This window comes from Flavobacterium calami, assembly GCF_038290035.1.
GTDB lineage: Bacteria > Bacteroidota > Bacteroidia > Flavobacteriales > Flavobacteriaceae > Flavobacterium > Flavobacterium calami.
Map to the genome: position 1 here is coordinate 1 of NZ_JBBYHS010000021.1, position 15364 is coordinate 15364.

At 33.0% G+C, this 15364-nt stretch carries 17 protein-coding genes; 5 read left to right on the forward strand and 12 right to left on the reverse strand.

Annotation, left to right across the window (positions count from 1 at the left end; all coding sequences use genetic code 11):
- Nucleotides 1-101: 101 nt before the first annotated feature.
- The 4 genes from AAEO57_RS17695 to metG all read right to left on the reverse strand — a co-directional run bounded on the left by AAEO57_RS17695 (nucleotide 102) and on the right by metG (nucleotide 5997).
- Complete coding sequence (locus tag AAEO57_RS17695) at nucleotides 102-551, reverse strand: hypothetical protein (protein WP_341694366.1); 450 nt, start codon at nucleotides 549-551, stop codon at nucleotides 102-104.
- Between the two features lie 50 nt (nucleotides 552-601).
- Nucleotides 602-2086 carry a hypothetical protein gene (locus tag AAEO57_RS17700; RefSeq protein WP_341694367.1) on the reverse strand — a complete coding sequence of 495 codons (1485 nt, stop codon included), beginning with the start codon at nucleotides 2084-2086 and terminating at the stop codon, nucleotides 602-604.
- A gap of 219 nt (nucleotides 2087-2305) precedes the next feature.
- Complete coding sequence (locus AAEO57_RS17705; protein ID WP_341694368.1) at nucleotides 2306-3727, reverse strand: hypothetical protein; 1422 nt, start codon at nucleotides 3725-3727, stop codon at nucleotides 2306-2308.
- A 134-nt stretch (nucleotides 3728-3861) separates the two neighbouring features.
- Nucleotides 3862-5997 (reverse strand): methionine--tRNA ligase, encoded by a 2136-nt coding sequence (gene metG, locus AAEO57_RS17710; protein ID WP_341694369.1) that lies wholly within the window; start codon nucleotides 5995-5997, stop codon nucleotides 3862-3864.
- Nucleotides 5998-6321: 324 nt separating this feature from the next.
- Here metG and AAEO57_RS17715 point away from each other — a divergent pair, with 324 nt between their 5' ends.
- Complete coding sequence (locus AAEO57_RS17715; protein WP_341694370.1) at nucleotides 6322-6549, forward strand: CDGSH iron-sulfur domain-containing protein; 228 nt, start codon at nucleotides 6322-6324, stop codon at nucleotides 6547-6549.
- Between the two features lie 79 nt (nucleotides 6550-6628).
- Here the strand turns inward: AAEO57_RS17715 and AAEO57_RS17720 are convergent, their stop codons facing one another.
- Genes AAEO57_RS17720 through AAEO57_RS17730 form a run of 3 tightly spaced genes read right to left on the reverse strand, consistent with a single transcriptional unit; the run spans nucleotide 6629 to nucleotide 8635 of the window.
- Nucleotides 6629-7321: an outer membrane beta-barrel protein gene (locus AAEO57_RS17720; protein WP_341694371.1), complete on the reverse strand. Its 693-nt coding sequence runs from the start codon at nucleotides 7319-7321 to the stop codon at nucleotides 6629-6631.
- 11 nt (nucleotides 7322-7332) lie between these two features.
- Nucleotides 7333-7923 (reverse strand): hypothetical protein, encoded by a 591-nt coding sequence (locus tag AAEO57_RS17725; protein ID WP_341694372.1) that lies wholly within the window; start codon nucleotides 7921-7923, stop codon nucleotides 7333-7335.
- Between the two features lies 1 nt (nucleotide 7924).
- Nucleotides 7925-8635 carry a hypothetical protein gene (locus tag AAEO57_RS17730; protein WP_341694373.1) on the reverse strand — a complete coding sequence of 237 codons (711 nt, stop codon included), beginning with the start codon at nucleotides 8633-8635 and terminating at the stop codon, nucleotides 7925-7927.
- Between the two features lie 335 nt (nucleotides 8636-8970).
- Here AAEO57_RS17730 and AAEO57_RS17735 point away from each other — a divergent pair, with 335 nt between their 5' ends.
- The gene (locus tag AAEO57_RS17735; protein ID WP_341694374.1) at nucleotides 8971-10101 is read left to right on the forward strand and encodes a DinB family protein; all 1131 of its coding nucleotides are present in this window, start codon (nucleotides 8971-8973) and stop codon (nucleotides 10099-10101) included.
- Between the two features lie 54 nt (nucleotides 10102-10155).
- On the opposite strand, the gene AAEO57_RS17740 is transcribed toward AAEO57_RS17735, so the two are convergent.
- The 5 genes from AAEO57_RS17740 to AAEO57_RS17760 all read right to left on the reverse strand — a co-directional run bounded on the left by AAEO57_RS17740 (nucleotide 10156) and on the right by AAEO57_RS17760 (nucleotide 13813).
- Nucleotides 10156-10650 carry a protease complex subunit PrcB family protein gene (locus AAEO57_RS17740; RefSeq protein WP_341694375.1) on the reverse strand — a complete coding sequence of 165 codons (495 nt, stop codon included), beginning with the start codon at nucleotides 10648-10650 and terminating at the stop codon, nucleotides 10156-10158.
- Nucleotides 10651-10813: 163 nt separating this feature from the next.
- Nucleotides 10814-11716: a PhzF family phenazine biosynthesis protein gene (locus tag AAEO57_RS17745; protein ID WP_341694376.1), complete on the reverse strand. Its 903-nt coding sequence runs from the start codon at nucleotides 11714-11716 to the stop codon at nucleotides 10814-10816.
- A gap of 354 nt (nucleotides 11717-12070) precedes the next feature.
- Nucleotides 12071-12628 (reverse strand): YdeI/OmpD-associated family protein, encoded by a 558-nt coding sequence (locus tag AAEO57_RS17750; RefSeq protein ID WP_341694377.1) that lies wholly within the window; start codon nucleotides 12626-12628, stop codon nucleotides 12071-12073.
- A 6-nt stretch (nucleotides 12629-12634) separates the two neighbouring features.
- Nucleotides 12635-13213 (reverse strand): YdeI/OmpD-associated family protein, encoded by a 579-nt coding sequence (locus AAEO57_RS17755; protein WP_341694378.1) that lies wholly within the window; start codon nucleotides 13211-13213, stop codon nucleotides 12635-12637.
- A 105-nt stretch (nucleotides 13214-13318) separates the two neighbouring features.
- The gene (locus AAEO57_RS17760) at nucleotides 13319-13813 is read right to left on the reverse strand and encodes a TlpA family protein disulfide reductase (protein WP_341694379.1); all 495 of its coding nucleotides are present in this window, start codon (nucleotides 13811-13813) and stop codon (nucleotides 13319-13321) included.
- A gap of 229 nt (nucleotides 13814-14042) precedes the next feature.
- Between AAEO57_RS17760 and AAEO57_RS17765 the strand changes: the two genes are divergently transcribed.
- From AAEO57_RS17765 to AAEO57_RS17775, 3 genes are all read left to right on the forward strand, one after another.
- Nucleotides 14043-14210, forward strand: a complete 168-nt coding sequence (locus tag AAEO57_RS17765; RefSeq protein WP_341694380.1) for a hypothetical protein — start codon at nucleotides 14043-14045, stop codon at nucleotides 14208-14210.
- Nucleotides 14211-14234: 24 nt separating this feature from the next.
- On the forward strand, nucleotides 14235-14777 hold the full coding sequence (locus tag AAEO57_RS17770) for a DMP19 family protein (RefSeq protein WP_341694381.1): 543 nt from the start codon (nucleotides 14235-14237) through the stop codon (nucleotides 14775-14777).
- Between the two features lie 148 nt (nucleotides 14778-14925).
- A complete protein-coding gene (locus AAEO57_RS17775) occupies nucleotides 14926-15285 on the forward strand; it encodes a PKD domain-containing protein (RefSeq protein WP_341694382.1) in 360 nt (119 codons plus the stop codon).
- The last annotated feature ends 79 nt before the right edge of the window (nucleotides 15286-15364 follow it).

The window sequence follows — 15364 nt, forward strand, 5'->3', positions numbered from 1 at the left end:
AAAATTGATATAATTTTGTCTTTACAAAGCATTGGTTCTGTTTATTGGTTCGCAAAACAAATTTACTTAACCTCTGCTTTGTGTTTTTTATGCTTTGCAAACTAGCAACTTGAATTAATTAAATAAAAAGTGTTATTGATTGTAAGTTCTTTAACGATTTTTTCTTTTTTTAATTCTAAATTAATTGGAATTGAATTGGTCTCTTTTTTTTCAAAATCAAAACTTTGAGCTTCTATTTCTTTTCGGTCTTCGGATGCCCAAAAAAGAAAATAATTGTGCTCATTTTGACTGTGTCCGACAATTTCCTTATATTTTTTTTCTGGTCGAATCGCCGATAAAGAATCTTTTACATTGAATTTTTCGTCAAATCTAATCGAGCTAACCCTTTCTTTATCATTTACGAACAAAATAACTTCCTTATCGGTTTCGTTGATAACTTGAAAATAGTCTCTTTTTCTTTCCAATTTAAGGTCAAATTCCTTCACTATTTCCTGAGAAAAGGAAAGGAAGCTATTTGCTAATAAAGAGAATAGAAGTAATTTTTTTATCATTGGAATAGGTTGATTGTTAATTTTGCGAATATCTTGTTTTTTTTTAAAAGTTATTCAGTAAAACAAAAAATCTGATATTTTTTATTTGCCTTATTATAGTTTCCTAAATATAAATTCTTATTGAATTTGAAAAGTATTAAATCTTTGTAGAGGTTACTTTTAAAGGTTAAAAGATTTTCACGAATGTCTTTATTTTCTTCAAGGAAAATCCTGACCTTTTCAAAAGCAGAAGTTTTCAATCTTTCATCAATATGATTAAAATTCGAATCAAAAAGGCAGTTGGTGTAAACTACATACTTAGCGCGATAAGAAATGAGATTTTCAATAGTATCGCATGCTCCGTATGAAACCGGGACCAATCCGCCATTGCCCATGCCAATTCCTGCATGAGGCATTGCCATTACGGGCGAAATATTTTCATAGGATTTATCAGTACTGCTTCCTATTACGGTATAATATGTTCCATTCAAATTATAACAGGATACACTGGGGAAATTGTGAATCTTGCGAAGAAACTTTTCGGTATTCAGAATCACTTTTTTATTCTCAATGCTCAAATTTTCCTCAAAAAAATCCGAGTTTTTAAAGTCTATTTCTTTATCATGAAAAACTTTGAATTCCTTTATTTTATTGCCATCAAAGTCATTAACAGTAAAAAAGAAAACAAACGAATTCGTTTTGAGCTGCAGTATTTTATTGTCGATTATAAAAGAATTGGATCGAAAATCTATAGCTCCATATTCACCCTTAACGGTATTGGGTTGTAAAATGGATTTAAAGGCTGGTGTAAAATCATGAAGATTAATTCTTATCAGCTGCGTTGCATTTGCAGTATTGTCAATAGAAAAAATAATCTCATCGGGATTATGGGTGTATATTTTGTATTTTTTGGCACTCAGTGCAAGAGAAGGCGGACTATCGCCGGATATAATCTGAAATACCGGATCATAAGACTCATCAGTCATCACCCGGTAGAGGTTTTCAGGACGATTGAATATATTTTTAAATTCGAATTGGGATAAATCTATCGTCTTTTCAATAAGATTTCCATTAGGATCTGAAATATAAAATTTTAAGATATTTGTATTTTTCACAATGGTAATGAGATAGAAAACATTGCCGATTGTGAGTTCTTTAACTATTTTTTCTTTTTTTAATTCTAAATTAATTGGAGTTTGCTTCGTTTCTTTTTTAGCAAAATTAAAATATTGGGAATTAATTTCTTTTCTGTCTTTTGATCCCCAAAAAATAAAATAATCGTCCTTGTTTTGGCTGTAACCAATAATCTCTGCATAAGTTTTATCAGGTCTTAGAGCCGATAAGGAATCTTTAATATTGAATTTTTCATCAAACCGTATAGACGAAACTTTTTCTTTGTCATTCAAAAACAATATGACTTCTTTATTGTTTTTATTTACGATCTGGAAAAAATCTCTTTTACTTTCTAATTTTAAATCAAATTCTCTTACGATTTCCTGAGAAAAAGTCATTAGACTGATTAAAAACAATGAAAAAAGAAATGGTTTTTTAAGCATTTGGTTTGATTTAATATTTTTTCGAATATCTAATTTTTTAACGAAATAAAATTAGTTTAGGTAAAATTTATAAAAACGGTGAATCAATTAATCTCTTTATTAATTTACGCACTTCCTTATTTTTAACACTGCGCAAATGCTCTTCGAGCTGGTTTATGTGTATTTGAAAAGTACTCTTATAATACAAAAACTCCCGATTACATGTCGGGAGTTTTTGTATTAATCGGCAAATTTTCTAAAAATGTATTCTTTTGTTTTATTGTCGTAATAGCCCAGGTAGTAGGTATCTAGTTTGAATAAGGTCTGTGCTGAAATAGTATTATTTTTATCAAAAAAAGTACCGATTTTATCAGATGCCAATGGCACTAATTTTCCTTTAATACGATTTCCTGAAGTATCAAACAAGCCTTCGGTTTTAACTACTCTTCTGTTAGAACTGGATGTAAAATCTTCCATTGATGTACTAAATACAATGTCTTCAGTATACCCAAATTCATTTATTGTAGTCTGATCAGCAGATTGTTTTAACTCCGATACGCCTCCAAAAGTAATGAATGTATTTGGACCAGTCTTATAGCAGGAAAGACCTAAAAACAAACTGTTTGCTTTAAGAATAAACAGCGGACTGCTTGCTAAAGTTCTTTTAGCTCTTAAACTGCCACCTTGTTCGTGAAATTCGGAATTTTTAAATGTAATTGGTTTCGTTGAATTGGCGAAATATTCTTTTAGTATATTGTCCTCTAAATCTTTTATAGTGAAGTAAATAATGCCTGATGAGGTTTTTAGCTGATATAGTTTATTATCAAAATAAAACGAATTTGAATTTAAAAATTTTCTGTCGCCAACCAAATATTGTTTTTTTATCATCTTCTCGCTAGCAGTAAAACTCTGTAAATCAATTAAAATTACCTGAGTAAAATCGATGTTGGTGTCAAGAGTGATTACAAGTTGTTTGCCATTGAAATAACATTTTCTTTTTTTAGCAGCATCTATTAATGATGTTTGATTTTCAACCGTGATATTTTGTAAAGAGAAAGGCGCTTCAAATGGCAGTAAACTTTCGGCAAATGCTGTATATAAATCTGATTTTTTATAGTCTGATGTAAAAAAATGAAACCCTTCTGCGGTAATCATTTTCTCTGTATAATTGCCTTCGCTGTCAAAAACGTATAGTTTGAAGATGTTACTGTTTTTTACCACCGTCAGGAGGTAAAAATTTTCGTCCTGACTGAATTTTTGTATAACTTTTTCGTTTTTTAAAACCAGTTTATATTCTTTCGTTAGGGTTTCACGACTATTAGTATTAAACAATTGGGAAAATATGGCTTCATAATTAGTAGACGACCAAAATAATCTTGTGCTGCCATTGCTTTTATTATAACCAATTATATTAGTGTACGTTTTAATATTTGGTCTTTGAGCAGAGACACTGTCTGCAATTTGCATCTTTTCATTCAGATTAATTGCTCTTATTTTTAGTGAGTCTCTGACAAACAATGTAACCGTATTTTTTTCAGGGTTAGCAATTTGAAAAACAGTACTACTTTTTTTTAGTTCCAGGGGTATCGAATTTACAATTTCCTGTGCGAAAGCGGATATATTTATGAGAAGTAAAAAGCTTAAACAAATTGTTTTTTTCATGATTTGTTTTTTTTAGTTTGTTAATTTGCGAATATTGTATTTTTTAAAATATAATAAGTTCAGATCTTTAAAATGAAAAGCGTGAATCAATTATGTCTAACCGATTCACGCAATTTCATTTTATTTATAAAACTTTAGTTTACAGTCGATCCGTTTGGCGCATCAGCATCCGGGTTTACAAATACCAGTTTTCCTTCGGCATTTGTTGTCATCAAAATCATTCCCTGACTTTCGACACCACGCAATGCTCTTGGAGCTAGATTTGCTAATACAGAAACACGTTTCCCGATGATTTCTTCTGGAGAAAAACTCTCAGCAATTCCGGAAACAATCGTACGAACATCGATTCCGGTATCTACTTTTAGCACTAAAAGTTTGTTTGCTTTTGGCATTTTTTCCGCTTCAAGAATAGTTCCGATACGGATATCCATTTTGGCAAAATCCTCAAACTGAATCAACTCTTTTTGAGGTTCAGGCTGTTTGTTTTCGGCAAGATTTGCGGTTTTTGTTGCTTCCAATTTATCTATTTGTTTTTGTATTTCTTCGTCTTCTATTTTAGCGAAAAGTAATTCCGCTTCTCCAATTTTATGACCTGCGGGAACTAAATCTGAGTTTTCAGAGATATCATTCCAGCCTAATGTTTTATCTAAAATAACATCAGTAGCACCAGGATGATTTTCTTTTAGGAATTTACTGAAACCTTCAAAATGCTCTTTCAAATCACTCAATTTTAGAATTCCCGAAAGTTTAGTTGCTGTAAAAGGCAAAAAGGGTTCAGCCAAAACGCTCAAAGCAGCAGCAATCTGTAACGCCACATACATTTGAGTTTTTACACGCTCCGGATTGTCTTTCATAACTTTCCACGGCTCTTCGTCTGCTAGATATTTGTTTCCTAAACGGGCCACATTCATCAATTCACCCAAAGCTTCACGGAATCTGTAACGCTCCACCGAACTGGAAATCACAGCAGGATATGCTTTTAATTCTGCTAAAGTTTGTTCGTCAACTTCTGAAAATTCGTTTGGTGTTGGAATAACACCATCGTAATATTTGTTGGTTAAAACCACAACACGATTAATGAAGTTTCCGAAAATGGCAACCAATTCATTGTTATTTCTGGCCTGAAAATCTTTCCAGGTAAAATCGTTATCTTTTGTCTCAGGAGCGTTTGATGTTAATGCATAACGCAAAACATCTTGTTTTTCCGGAAATTCTTCTAAATATTCATGCAGCCAAACCGCCCAGTTTTTAGAAGTCGAAAGTTTATTTCCTTCCAGATTCAAAAACTCATTTGCAGGAACATTATCCGGTAAAATATAGCTTCCTTCGGCTTTCAGCATTGCCGGGAAAATAATACAGTGAAAAACAATATTGTCTTTCCCGATAAAGTGAACCAGTTTCGTGTCCTGATCCTTCCAATACGGTTCCCAGTCTTTTCCTTCCCGTGCTGCCCATTCTTTGGTAGAAGAAATATAACCAATTGGTGCATCAAACCAAACATATAATTTTTTGCCTTCGGCACCTTCAACCGGAACATCAATTCCCCAGTCAAGGTCACGTGTTACGGCACGAGGTTCTAATCCTGCATCAATCCATGATTTTACTTGTCCGTAAACGTTTGTTTTCCAGTCATTTTTGTGGCCTTCCAAAATCCATTCACGTAAGAAAGCATCATAACGATCCAAAGGTAAAAACCAGTGTTTTGTTGATTTCAAAATTGGAGTTTCACCAGTAATGGTCGATTTTGGATTAATTAAATCAGTTGCATTCAAAGTCGATCCGCATTTTTCGCACTGATCTCCGTAAGCTTCCGGATTATCACATTTTGGGCAGGTTCCTACCACAAAACGGTCTGCTAAAAACTGATCTGCTTTTGCATCATACAATTGTTCTGTTACTTCTTCAATAAAATCGCCTTTATCATACAATGTCCTAAAGAATTCCTGAGCCGTATCATGGTGAATTTTTGCCGAAGTTCTTGAATAATTATTGAATGAAATTCCGAAATCTGAAAAGGATTTACGAATAATTCCGTCATATTTATCAATAACTTCCTGAGGTGTAATTCCTTCTTTTTTAGCTTTCATCGAAATAGCAACGCCGTGTTCATCGCTTCCGCAGATAAATGCAACATCTTTTCCCTGCAAACGCAGGTATCTCGAATAGATATCTGCAGGCACGTAAACCCCCGCCAAATGCCCAATATGTATTGGTCCGTTGGTGTAAGGCAATGCTGCTGTAATCGTATATCTTTTTGGATTCTGTGTCATGATTCTATTTTATTGGGTGCAAAAATAAGCAATAGAATTGAGATTTTGTTATTACACAGAGATTCACAGAGAAAAAGAGTAGAGATTCGCTAAGGTTTTTTATTTTTTTGAATTTCGAAAAGTCGGATAGCCGCAAAGTTTTGTTTTACACAGACAGAGCAGATTTAAGTAAAACAAATTTTTTATGAACCTCCGTGAAAACTTTGTGAATCTATGTAAAACCTCTGTGGTAGACTTCATAAAATAGAACCAGTTTAAACTAACACAACAAGTAAAATCTTCAAAATATATTTCGCAATCTTTGCGCTTGAAAAAACAACTTTTATGAGCAAGACAAAATTAATTATACAAAAAAACGGATCAATCAGAATTGAAGGTGATTTTGAAATCATGGATCCCGAAGGAACGCTTTATGGTTTACAAGGAAGATCAGCTTTAGGTCTTTGCCGTTGCGGATTATCTGCCAATAAGCCTTTTTGTGACGGTGGACACAGAAATAATTTTGAACATGATTCTGTAGCGTTTGATTTGCCTCCGATGAAAACGAATTAAAATTCGGGTGAAAATATAAAAGCTGCATTTCTTAGGAATGCAGCTTTTTTTGTATTGTCAAAAATATGTTGAGAGGAATCTACTTTTTGGGATGAAATATATTATAACTAATTCCAAATATTAAAGTATTAGTTTTTCCTTCAAGGGCTGGGCCTGTGTAAGTATGTGTTTCGTCATAGCTGTCTGTTTCTATATCACTTAATAAATTCGCCATCCCTAAAGAGTATCGCAAGTCAAATCTGAAATTATTATATCCACCGGTTAAACCTGCGCCAAAACCGTAATTGAATTTCGAGGAATTTGTTAAATCACTTTCATCCAGCAAGTGAGGCAGGTAGTATTGACCAGTAACATCCGCACCGCGGGCAGGAGTAAACGCATCATGGAATGCTGCAAAAACTCCGACTTGAGGGCCAATGAAGAATTCATCTTCTTCGGGTTTTAAAATATAATAGTTAAAGTAAAGCCCTAAGTTAAGACTCGAAGCATTAAATTTTGAATCCTTTGCTTCATTAAAGTCGTTTTCGACATATTTTACATTCATGCTATTGCTTCTGTAGGTTAATTCCAGCTGATAATTATAGGTTTCATGATAACCCATCTGAAAGTTTAATCCCAACAAAAAACCAAGATTGGGGTCAGTAAGTAAGTCAGAAGATTTTAGTTCAGTTTGGTCAAAACCAGCAAAAGCATAAAAACCTCTTGGAGCTTGACTATATATGGAAAGAGTACAAAAAAGGATACTCAAAAAAAGAAGTGTTTGATTTTTCATTATTGAAGTTGTTATTTGCAATTAAGATATTCGGTGTCGGAAAAAAAGTTTAAAATTGATGTGTTTTTTTCATCATCAATATCGTATTTATCAAGTTTTGCCATTAATTGTGGGCAATCAGAAAAGTGTTTTCTAATCATTGATGCTATTTTTGTCCGGTCATCTATTTTATTTTTAGAATTACCAGAGGTTGCGCCTACTTCCTCTATTACTGTTTCATTATTATCAATAGCATATAATTCATAATAAGTTTTAGAACTTACAAAGTTTCCGTAGGTTGTTGTTACTGTTGTAGCTAACCCAATAAGTTTTTTGTCTTCTTTTTCCCCATAGACAAAATAAACAGAAGATTTTTTCTTTTGGTTCAAATGAAATGATTTTAATAAACTTGTACCAATTAAAGCATGATCAAGGTCTTCAAATTTGATATATTTTTCCCAGCTTTTCCCAACAGCTGTATATGATATTCGTTTGTCGATTACTATAATATCAGTTCGTTCGGGTCTCACAAAGGTTTTGGTTCCTTTTTTATCTACTATATAGCTTGTCTGAGCAAATGAACCCGTAAAAACAAGAATCAGGATTATTAGATATTTCTTCATTTTAACGTTCGGTTAATTTTACAGATGTGTTAAATGTGAATACTGATTGTTTGAAAACAACATTACAAAAAGTAGCTGTAAGTTTACCATTAGATGACGACAAATAGACTGATCCTCCCTGAGCAGAAGTGTAATCTGCATAATTAAGAGTTACCCAAACCTGATTTTTTTTCATAGATGAATGCCAACAATCACTGCAAATAGTATATATACCCGGTGTTGGTCTTTCCTCACTTGCAAATTCGATTGTTAAACTTGCTTCCAAACTAGATGATATAAATTTGAAATTTTGGTTATAATTTGTGGTATAGGTAGAAAAAAGTTCGATAGAACTACCATTAATGATAAGAGTGTTTGTATCTGGATTACATGGAATGTTTGGAGCATTAATTTCCACAATAACAGAACTTTCAGGACTTTCACAGATTCCTTTAGTGGTTTTTAGCTTATATTCTCCTGCCATAGATGGTGTAATATCACTAATAACAGGATTTTGCAAATTGGATTGAAAGTTATTCGGACCAGACCAATTATATTTGGTGTCTAAACTACTATCTGTTGCATTTAATTTTAATGTCCCACCTGGAACCAATGGAGAGTTACTGTTAATTGTGTTAGCAGGAAGATAGCATGTAATTGCTTCGTTTGTTGAACAGCCAGATAGTGTAATTGTACAAACGTAGGCAAATAAAAAAAGTAATGTTTTTTTCATAAATTATGGATAATTTTGGTTTGATTAGGGCGCAAAAGTATATAAATTATTAAGGTTTTTATTGTTTTTTTTAAGTTAAAAAAGGATGACTAATTCATAACAGATTATTGACTCAATAATGTTTGTTTTACTAATTAAATTCATTATTCTTAATTGTTTAATAATGAATTAATTAAGCTGCAGATCTAAAAAATTGCTGTTGTATAAATATTTCAACCGAAATAGATAAAAGCGAAATCGTGATGTGTTTTTTTGTAGTAAAATATTTAGTTAATGAAGAATAATTAACTGAAAATCTGCAGTATATTTACGACGATTTAAAAACTCTGTAAAATATGAAAAAGCTGCTACTGTCACTACTGTTTTTGATTCTTGTTTCGTCTTATGGTCAAACATCAAAAGTAATTTCCAGCGATTGGAATGCTTTTAATCAGACTATAGATATTCAAAGTTCTGTAAAGAAAAAATTTAAAGTAATTGCTTCTGTAAAAGTAGAAACTAATGATCCTCTGGCCTGGGCCGGGGTATGGGCCAGAGTCGATACTAAAAATGAAGAAGATGGCTTTTTTGATAATATGGGTGACAGACCTATAAAATCAAAAGAATGGCAGTCATACACTGTAGAAGGTACAATTGATCAAAATACAAAATCGCTTAGTTTTGGAGGTTTGTGTTTGTTTAACGGAAAATTTTATTTTGATAAATACGAATTATTAATTGAAAACGAAAAAGGCGTTTTTGAACCTTATACCATTTTGAATTCAAGCTTTGAAACTGTTGTAAAAAATGGTGATATTCCGAAGTGGAGTTTAGGGGTTCAAAAAAATGCGGATGTTAAGGTTAAAGAATATAAGATTACTTCTGATAAATCCGCTGTTGATGGTACTTATGCATTACTTTTGGAAGGAACGGGCATAAAATCCAAAGAAACTGGAAAGATTGGAAATGTTGAAGGAGCTTCTCCAAAAATTGCAGATATGATTTCAATGCTAGAAGATTTAAAAGACCGTGTAGAGCGTGCAGTTAAAAACATGAATCAATATGAAATAGATTATCTGCACGATCAGGAAGCAAACAGAATTGGAGCTTTAGTAATGCATTTGGCTGCTGCCGAAAAATACTATCAGGTTTTTACTTTTGAAAACAGGGGTTTTAATGAAGAAGAGAAAAAAATATGGCAAAAAGCTTTAGATTTAGATCAAGGCGGGCGCGATGAATTTAAAGGACATGATATTCAATATTATTTAAATATTTATAATGAAGTACGCGAAAAAACAATTTCTGAATTAAAGAAAAGAGATGATGCCTGGTTTGCCGAGGTTCAGAAAAGTTATGATTGGACAAATCAATATTGCTGGTTTCATGTTATGGAGCATCAATCAAGTCATTTGGGGCAGATTTTGTTTTTAAAGAAAAGGATTCCTCCACAGCAAAAACAAACATTTGAGCAAGAAATTAAGAAATAAGAATTAAAGGCTGCGTTTAAAATGCGGCCTTTTTAATCCAAAGTGTTTTTTGAATTATTTCTTTTCGGAGAAAATAATTGTTTTATCGGATTTTGCAATTTTTACAATATGAAAAGGTTGAGTCATTACTAATGTAGCATCTCCTGTTTTTAGTTTTTCAATCTTAATGGTTATGTCTTTTTGATTTTCAGTTATAAGGGTTATATCTATTGAATGCCCACCTGAAGGCTGTATTTTGTCGAAAATAGCAATAATTTGATATTTGGTAAAGTCAATGTTTGTTTCTGTAAAATTATTGCTAACATTATTGCGGGTATTCATTTTGGCGATTAAATTTTTCCAGCTTATAGCATCACTTATAACCAAATTTGATTTAGAAATATTCTCGTCTCCATTACCGTATAAGTTATACTGCCCAATTGTTGAAAAGGTTATCGGAGATCCTGGTAAGGATTCCGGTGAAGAAGATTCCGGTGAAGTTTCTAAATCATTGTTATTACAGCTGATTAAAAAAAATAAAATACCCAGTATTAAAACAATTTTTTTCATGATTTTGGTTTTAGGGTTAGAAAATGGTAAAATTATATTTTACAAATCGGTTATTTAACAGATGTATTTTTTATGAATGGTTGCTTATTTTTAATGTTTTATTTTTTTATAAGTATTTGTTTTTCTTTTTATTGTGGTTAAATTTAAGTGTCCTTATCATTCTCTATATATAAAGTTCCCCACGCATGGTTACCACAGATGAACCCCCAACTAAAATATCATTTTCTCTAGTCATAACTTCAATAACAGAAGGCTGATTTAACTTTACGCCCTGCAAAATTTTATATTCGGTGTTCAATTTTGCCTGTTTTTTTGAAGTCAAAAAACCAATTAAAGGTCCTGCAGCCGTTCCTGTGGCGGGGTCTTCATAAATTCCGATTGCAGGATTGAAGAATCGGGTTTCGGCGATATTACCTTCATTCTGATTCGAAATCGTAAAACAATAAAATCCTTCTGACTTATATTCTTTTGAAATCTCTATTAAAAGCTTGTGGTCAGGAACGATGCTGTTTAAAATCTGACTATTTTTGATAGGAACCATCGTATGGGCGACTTCGGTTTTTACAATTGTCGGAACAAAATCATTACTGTCCAGATCTTCAATTTTTAAACCAAGTGCCACAGCCAGTTTATAAGTTGGTATTTCTTTTTCGGAGACAGCAGGTTTCTGATGCATCTGTACCACCGGATATTGTGTAACCGGGTCAAAATTTACCGTTAATAAAATCGGTGATTTTTTCATAATTACAAACCGGTTGTTTTCAGATTGTTCTTCAAAGATGGGCATTTTTTTGAGCAGAGCGCCACAGACTGCGCCCAGTAAATTATGTCCGGCACCGTCGATTTCGATTCCGGTTGGCGTAAACGAACGGACATTTAATGCTTTTTGCTCTTTTGAATAGTGAACAAAAGAAGTTTCAGAATAACCAAATTCTTTAGAAATATCCTGATAGGTTTCCAAAGGTAAATTTCCGGAAGTAAAAACAACAGAAAGCGGGTTTCCTTTATAACTTTCGTTCGAGAATACGTCTAAAACATAATATTCTAATACTCTTCTTTCCGTCATAATTTTCCTTTTTTTGAACTGAAACCTTTTTAGAAGTAATAAAATTACGGTTTATTCTTGTAATTAGCTTATAAGATTAACCTTTCAGGGGTTATTTTAGTATTACTTTAAGATTAAAATTTGTTACCCGTTGGGGTGGATGAAATTGGTTAAAAAAATGATTTGATCATAAAAAATATAATAATCGGTAGTGAAACATCATTTAGAACTCAAAGAATTGATGCCATCCTGAGCGGAGTCGAAGGCTTTTGAACACGAAAGGGCTTCGACTAAGTTTATTCTCAGCGAAGCCGAATGGATTCAGCCTGACACTTATTTTTAATTTCACCCAACGGGTTAAAATTTGTTTTATAATTATAACATTCTCTTTTGCTCAGCACTTATTTTAATTGTTTTTTCAAGTCTCGAAAGCCTTGTTTTTTCCTGTTTAGCCGACATAATCCAGTGAATCATAACTTTCTTGTAGGACGGTGCCTGTTTATCAAAATATTCCCAGGCAACTTCATTGGCTTTGAATTGTTTCTCGAATTCGGAATCGAGAACATAAGCTTCTTTTTCATGCGAATAAATTTTGGATCTTTCTTCAGATCTGAATTCGAAAGCCTTCAGTCCGGCTTCTTTCATGAGTCCGGCTTTGGTGAGTTGATCGATTTTTTTTATGTTAATGGCGCTCCAGATACTGGATTTTTTTCTTGGTGTAAATCTGATCGTGTAACTTTCATCATCAATAGTTTTTCGAATGCCATCAATCCAGCCGAAACAAAGCGCCTGATCTACAGATTCTGACCATGACATGGATGGCTTTTTGCTGCTTACTTTATAGAAACCTACTAGTAATTCCGTTTCTGTTTGATAATTTTTTTCCAGCCATGCTCTGAATTTTTCCTGGGTTGGGAAGAAAGTTGCTTTCATTTTGGGTTAATCATTTAATCCTTTTCCGCCAAGAATCTGCGGTATGGCTTTTTCAATTCGTGACTCTCTGGTTTTGGATTGTTTTGGTGCAGAAAAATGAAGCATATAGGCTCTTTGTCTTCCCGGAGTCAATGCATCGAAAGCTGTTTTTAAATCTGGGTTGTCATCCAACCTGACTTGAAATTCATCGGCAACAGCAAAATCTTCCGTTTTTTTGAACTCAAATTTTAAGCCTGCTTTTTCTACTTCTACAGCTTCATAGATGTATGCTTTCAAGGTAGTTTCCAGTTCATTTATTTGCCGGAGATTGGTAAACCTGATTTGTCGTGCAGACTGAACATTGGCAGTTTGCTGTACCAGAATACTATCGGTGTCTTTTAATAAAGCACCTTTAAAGAACAACAGTGCGCAATATTCCTTGAAATCATGAATCAGAACGATATTGCTGTTTTGAAAAGTATAGCAGGGAGTACCCCATTTTAATTCTTCGGTCAGCTGGCAGCTCAGAACAATAGTTCTTAGTTTTTCGGTTTCTTTTTGCCACTTTTCGTTTTTACTAAAATAAAAATCAACTTTAGGGTTCATAAGGTTTCTTGATTTAATAATCTGTAAAGGTGTAGTAAACAGGGACAAACAAAAATACAAATTAATCGCAAATTGGTCTGATCGGGTATTGGGATTAAAACAATCTTATTTTTTATATTTGGTAATAATGTCTTTGATTACATCTGAGGTTAACTCAAAACCGGTTAGTGTCGGGAAGCCTTCCCAACGGACAATTCCATCCGGATCAATCAAAAGACAGTGAGGAATTCCCTGAACTTCCAGTGTATTGTACATCGTTCTTCCGGTATCTATGGCGCTGAAGTATTCAATTTTAGGAGTTGCGAGCGCATTTACGACTTCTTTTGTTTCGTCACTTATACCGATAACTACTAAGTCATTTTCAAATTCTGTTTTAAAATGATTTAATTCCGGAATGGCTCTTTTGCAGGGTCCGCACCAGGTTGCCCAAAAATCAATCAGTACAAATTTTCCTTTAGTTTCAGGTTTGTCCGAAAGCCATTTTTCTACAGTCAGTTTCGGTGCTTTTTGATTGATAACCGATTTTGCCCAAAGTTTTTTTTGTTGAGAAAAAGCGTTTAAAAAGAATAGGCAGGTTAGTAGTAAGAGTGTTTTTTTCATGGTTTTTTGATTTTCAGATGCTAAAAATACTCTTTTTTATTTCAAAATAATCTCACAAAAATAATATTCCTACTGAAAACGAGGCTGTGTTAGGGATAGAGGCGGTATCCTTTTGCCAGCGAAGCAAGACAAAAGATAAAGCCGAAAGCCCGGCCCGGAGGGAAACACCCAAAAAAATATTATCAATCGTATTGTTATTTGCCCGAAATTTGCAGAAATAAATTGCATTATGGCAAAAGGACCAGAAAAAAATACTAAAAACAAGGCGTTGCATACCAAATTGTTAAATAGAAAAAAAGCTAAACTTCAGGAGAAGAAACAAGAACGTGCAATGCGTTTGAAGGCTTTGGTGGCAAAAATGAATGAAAAAAAGAATAATGACGATACGATCATATAAACAATCCCAAAAACAAAAAACAAAATGGAAGAATTCGGAAGAATAATAGTTTCAGAAACGGCTATAAAGAGTGAAAATCCGCAGGATGTAATTAATTCGAATATTTCGGTAATTAATTTAATGCGTGAGGAAGGTGTTGATGACGAATTTATTCATGAAGATGCGTTGTTGAGTTATTACCTGGATTACTATACTTCAAAATATACAGAAGGGAATTTTGCAAAATTTGTATATGATTCCCGTTGGAACAAAGAACTGAACGAACTTATCGAAGAAGGACTGACCCTGATTGGAGCCGAAAAACATTTAGAATTATTTCAGGCTCAGGCCAAAAGGGTTAAGTTACTGAGCAGTGTAAAAATTGGTAAATTCTTAAACGGAAAATTTGAAGGCGTTAATCCAACAAGGGATTTACTGAATAATAATGCCTTTTTTGAATTAGAAGAAAACCTGGTTGAACTCAATGCGGGCTTCTTAAAAAACCATCCCGATTTTGAAGTGCTTCCTGTAGATGATATTTTTTCGGTTTTGGAAGAATTCGTAGGGCATGAAATTAAACGTTCATAGTTTTTATTATTTATGATGTTTCTGTATTTTGAAATTGTTAAATATTAAGTAGAAGGCTAATTTTGATGATAATAATTAAAATTTGTAATTGAAATTCGTTATATTTGAGAGAATAAGTTTCTAAAAACTAATTTAAATTATTGTAGCTATGAGAAAAAAAATTACAGTTTTATTTGTTGTCGTGCTGTCAGTTTTTAGTTTTTCCTGCGGTGATGATTTGGAGAAAGCCCTGGATTGTACCGGAGAAAATTTATTAGTACAACTAGAAAGTACAGCAGATGCTTCAAATGTTAAAAAAATTGATTACGAAATAGATTATTCAGGATCCTACACCGTAAAATCAGTAAAATGGACTTTTGGAGATGGATCTGTCCAAACTGTAAATGGAACAACGGTTTCTCACACTTATACTGCAGCAGGTACTTTTTTGGTAAAAGCCGATGTTACACTCAAAAGCGGAGGTTCAAGCTGTACATCAACGCATTCAAAAAGTGTGACTGTTAATTAATACTTTGGGTTTAAGATTCATTTTTATCTTATTTCAGTTTCCTGTAACTTCGCTGTGAGTGATTTAGTTAAGTAATAAA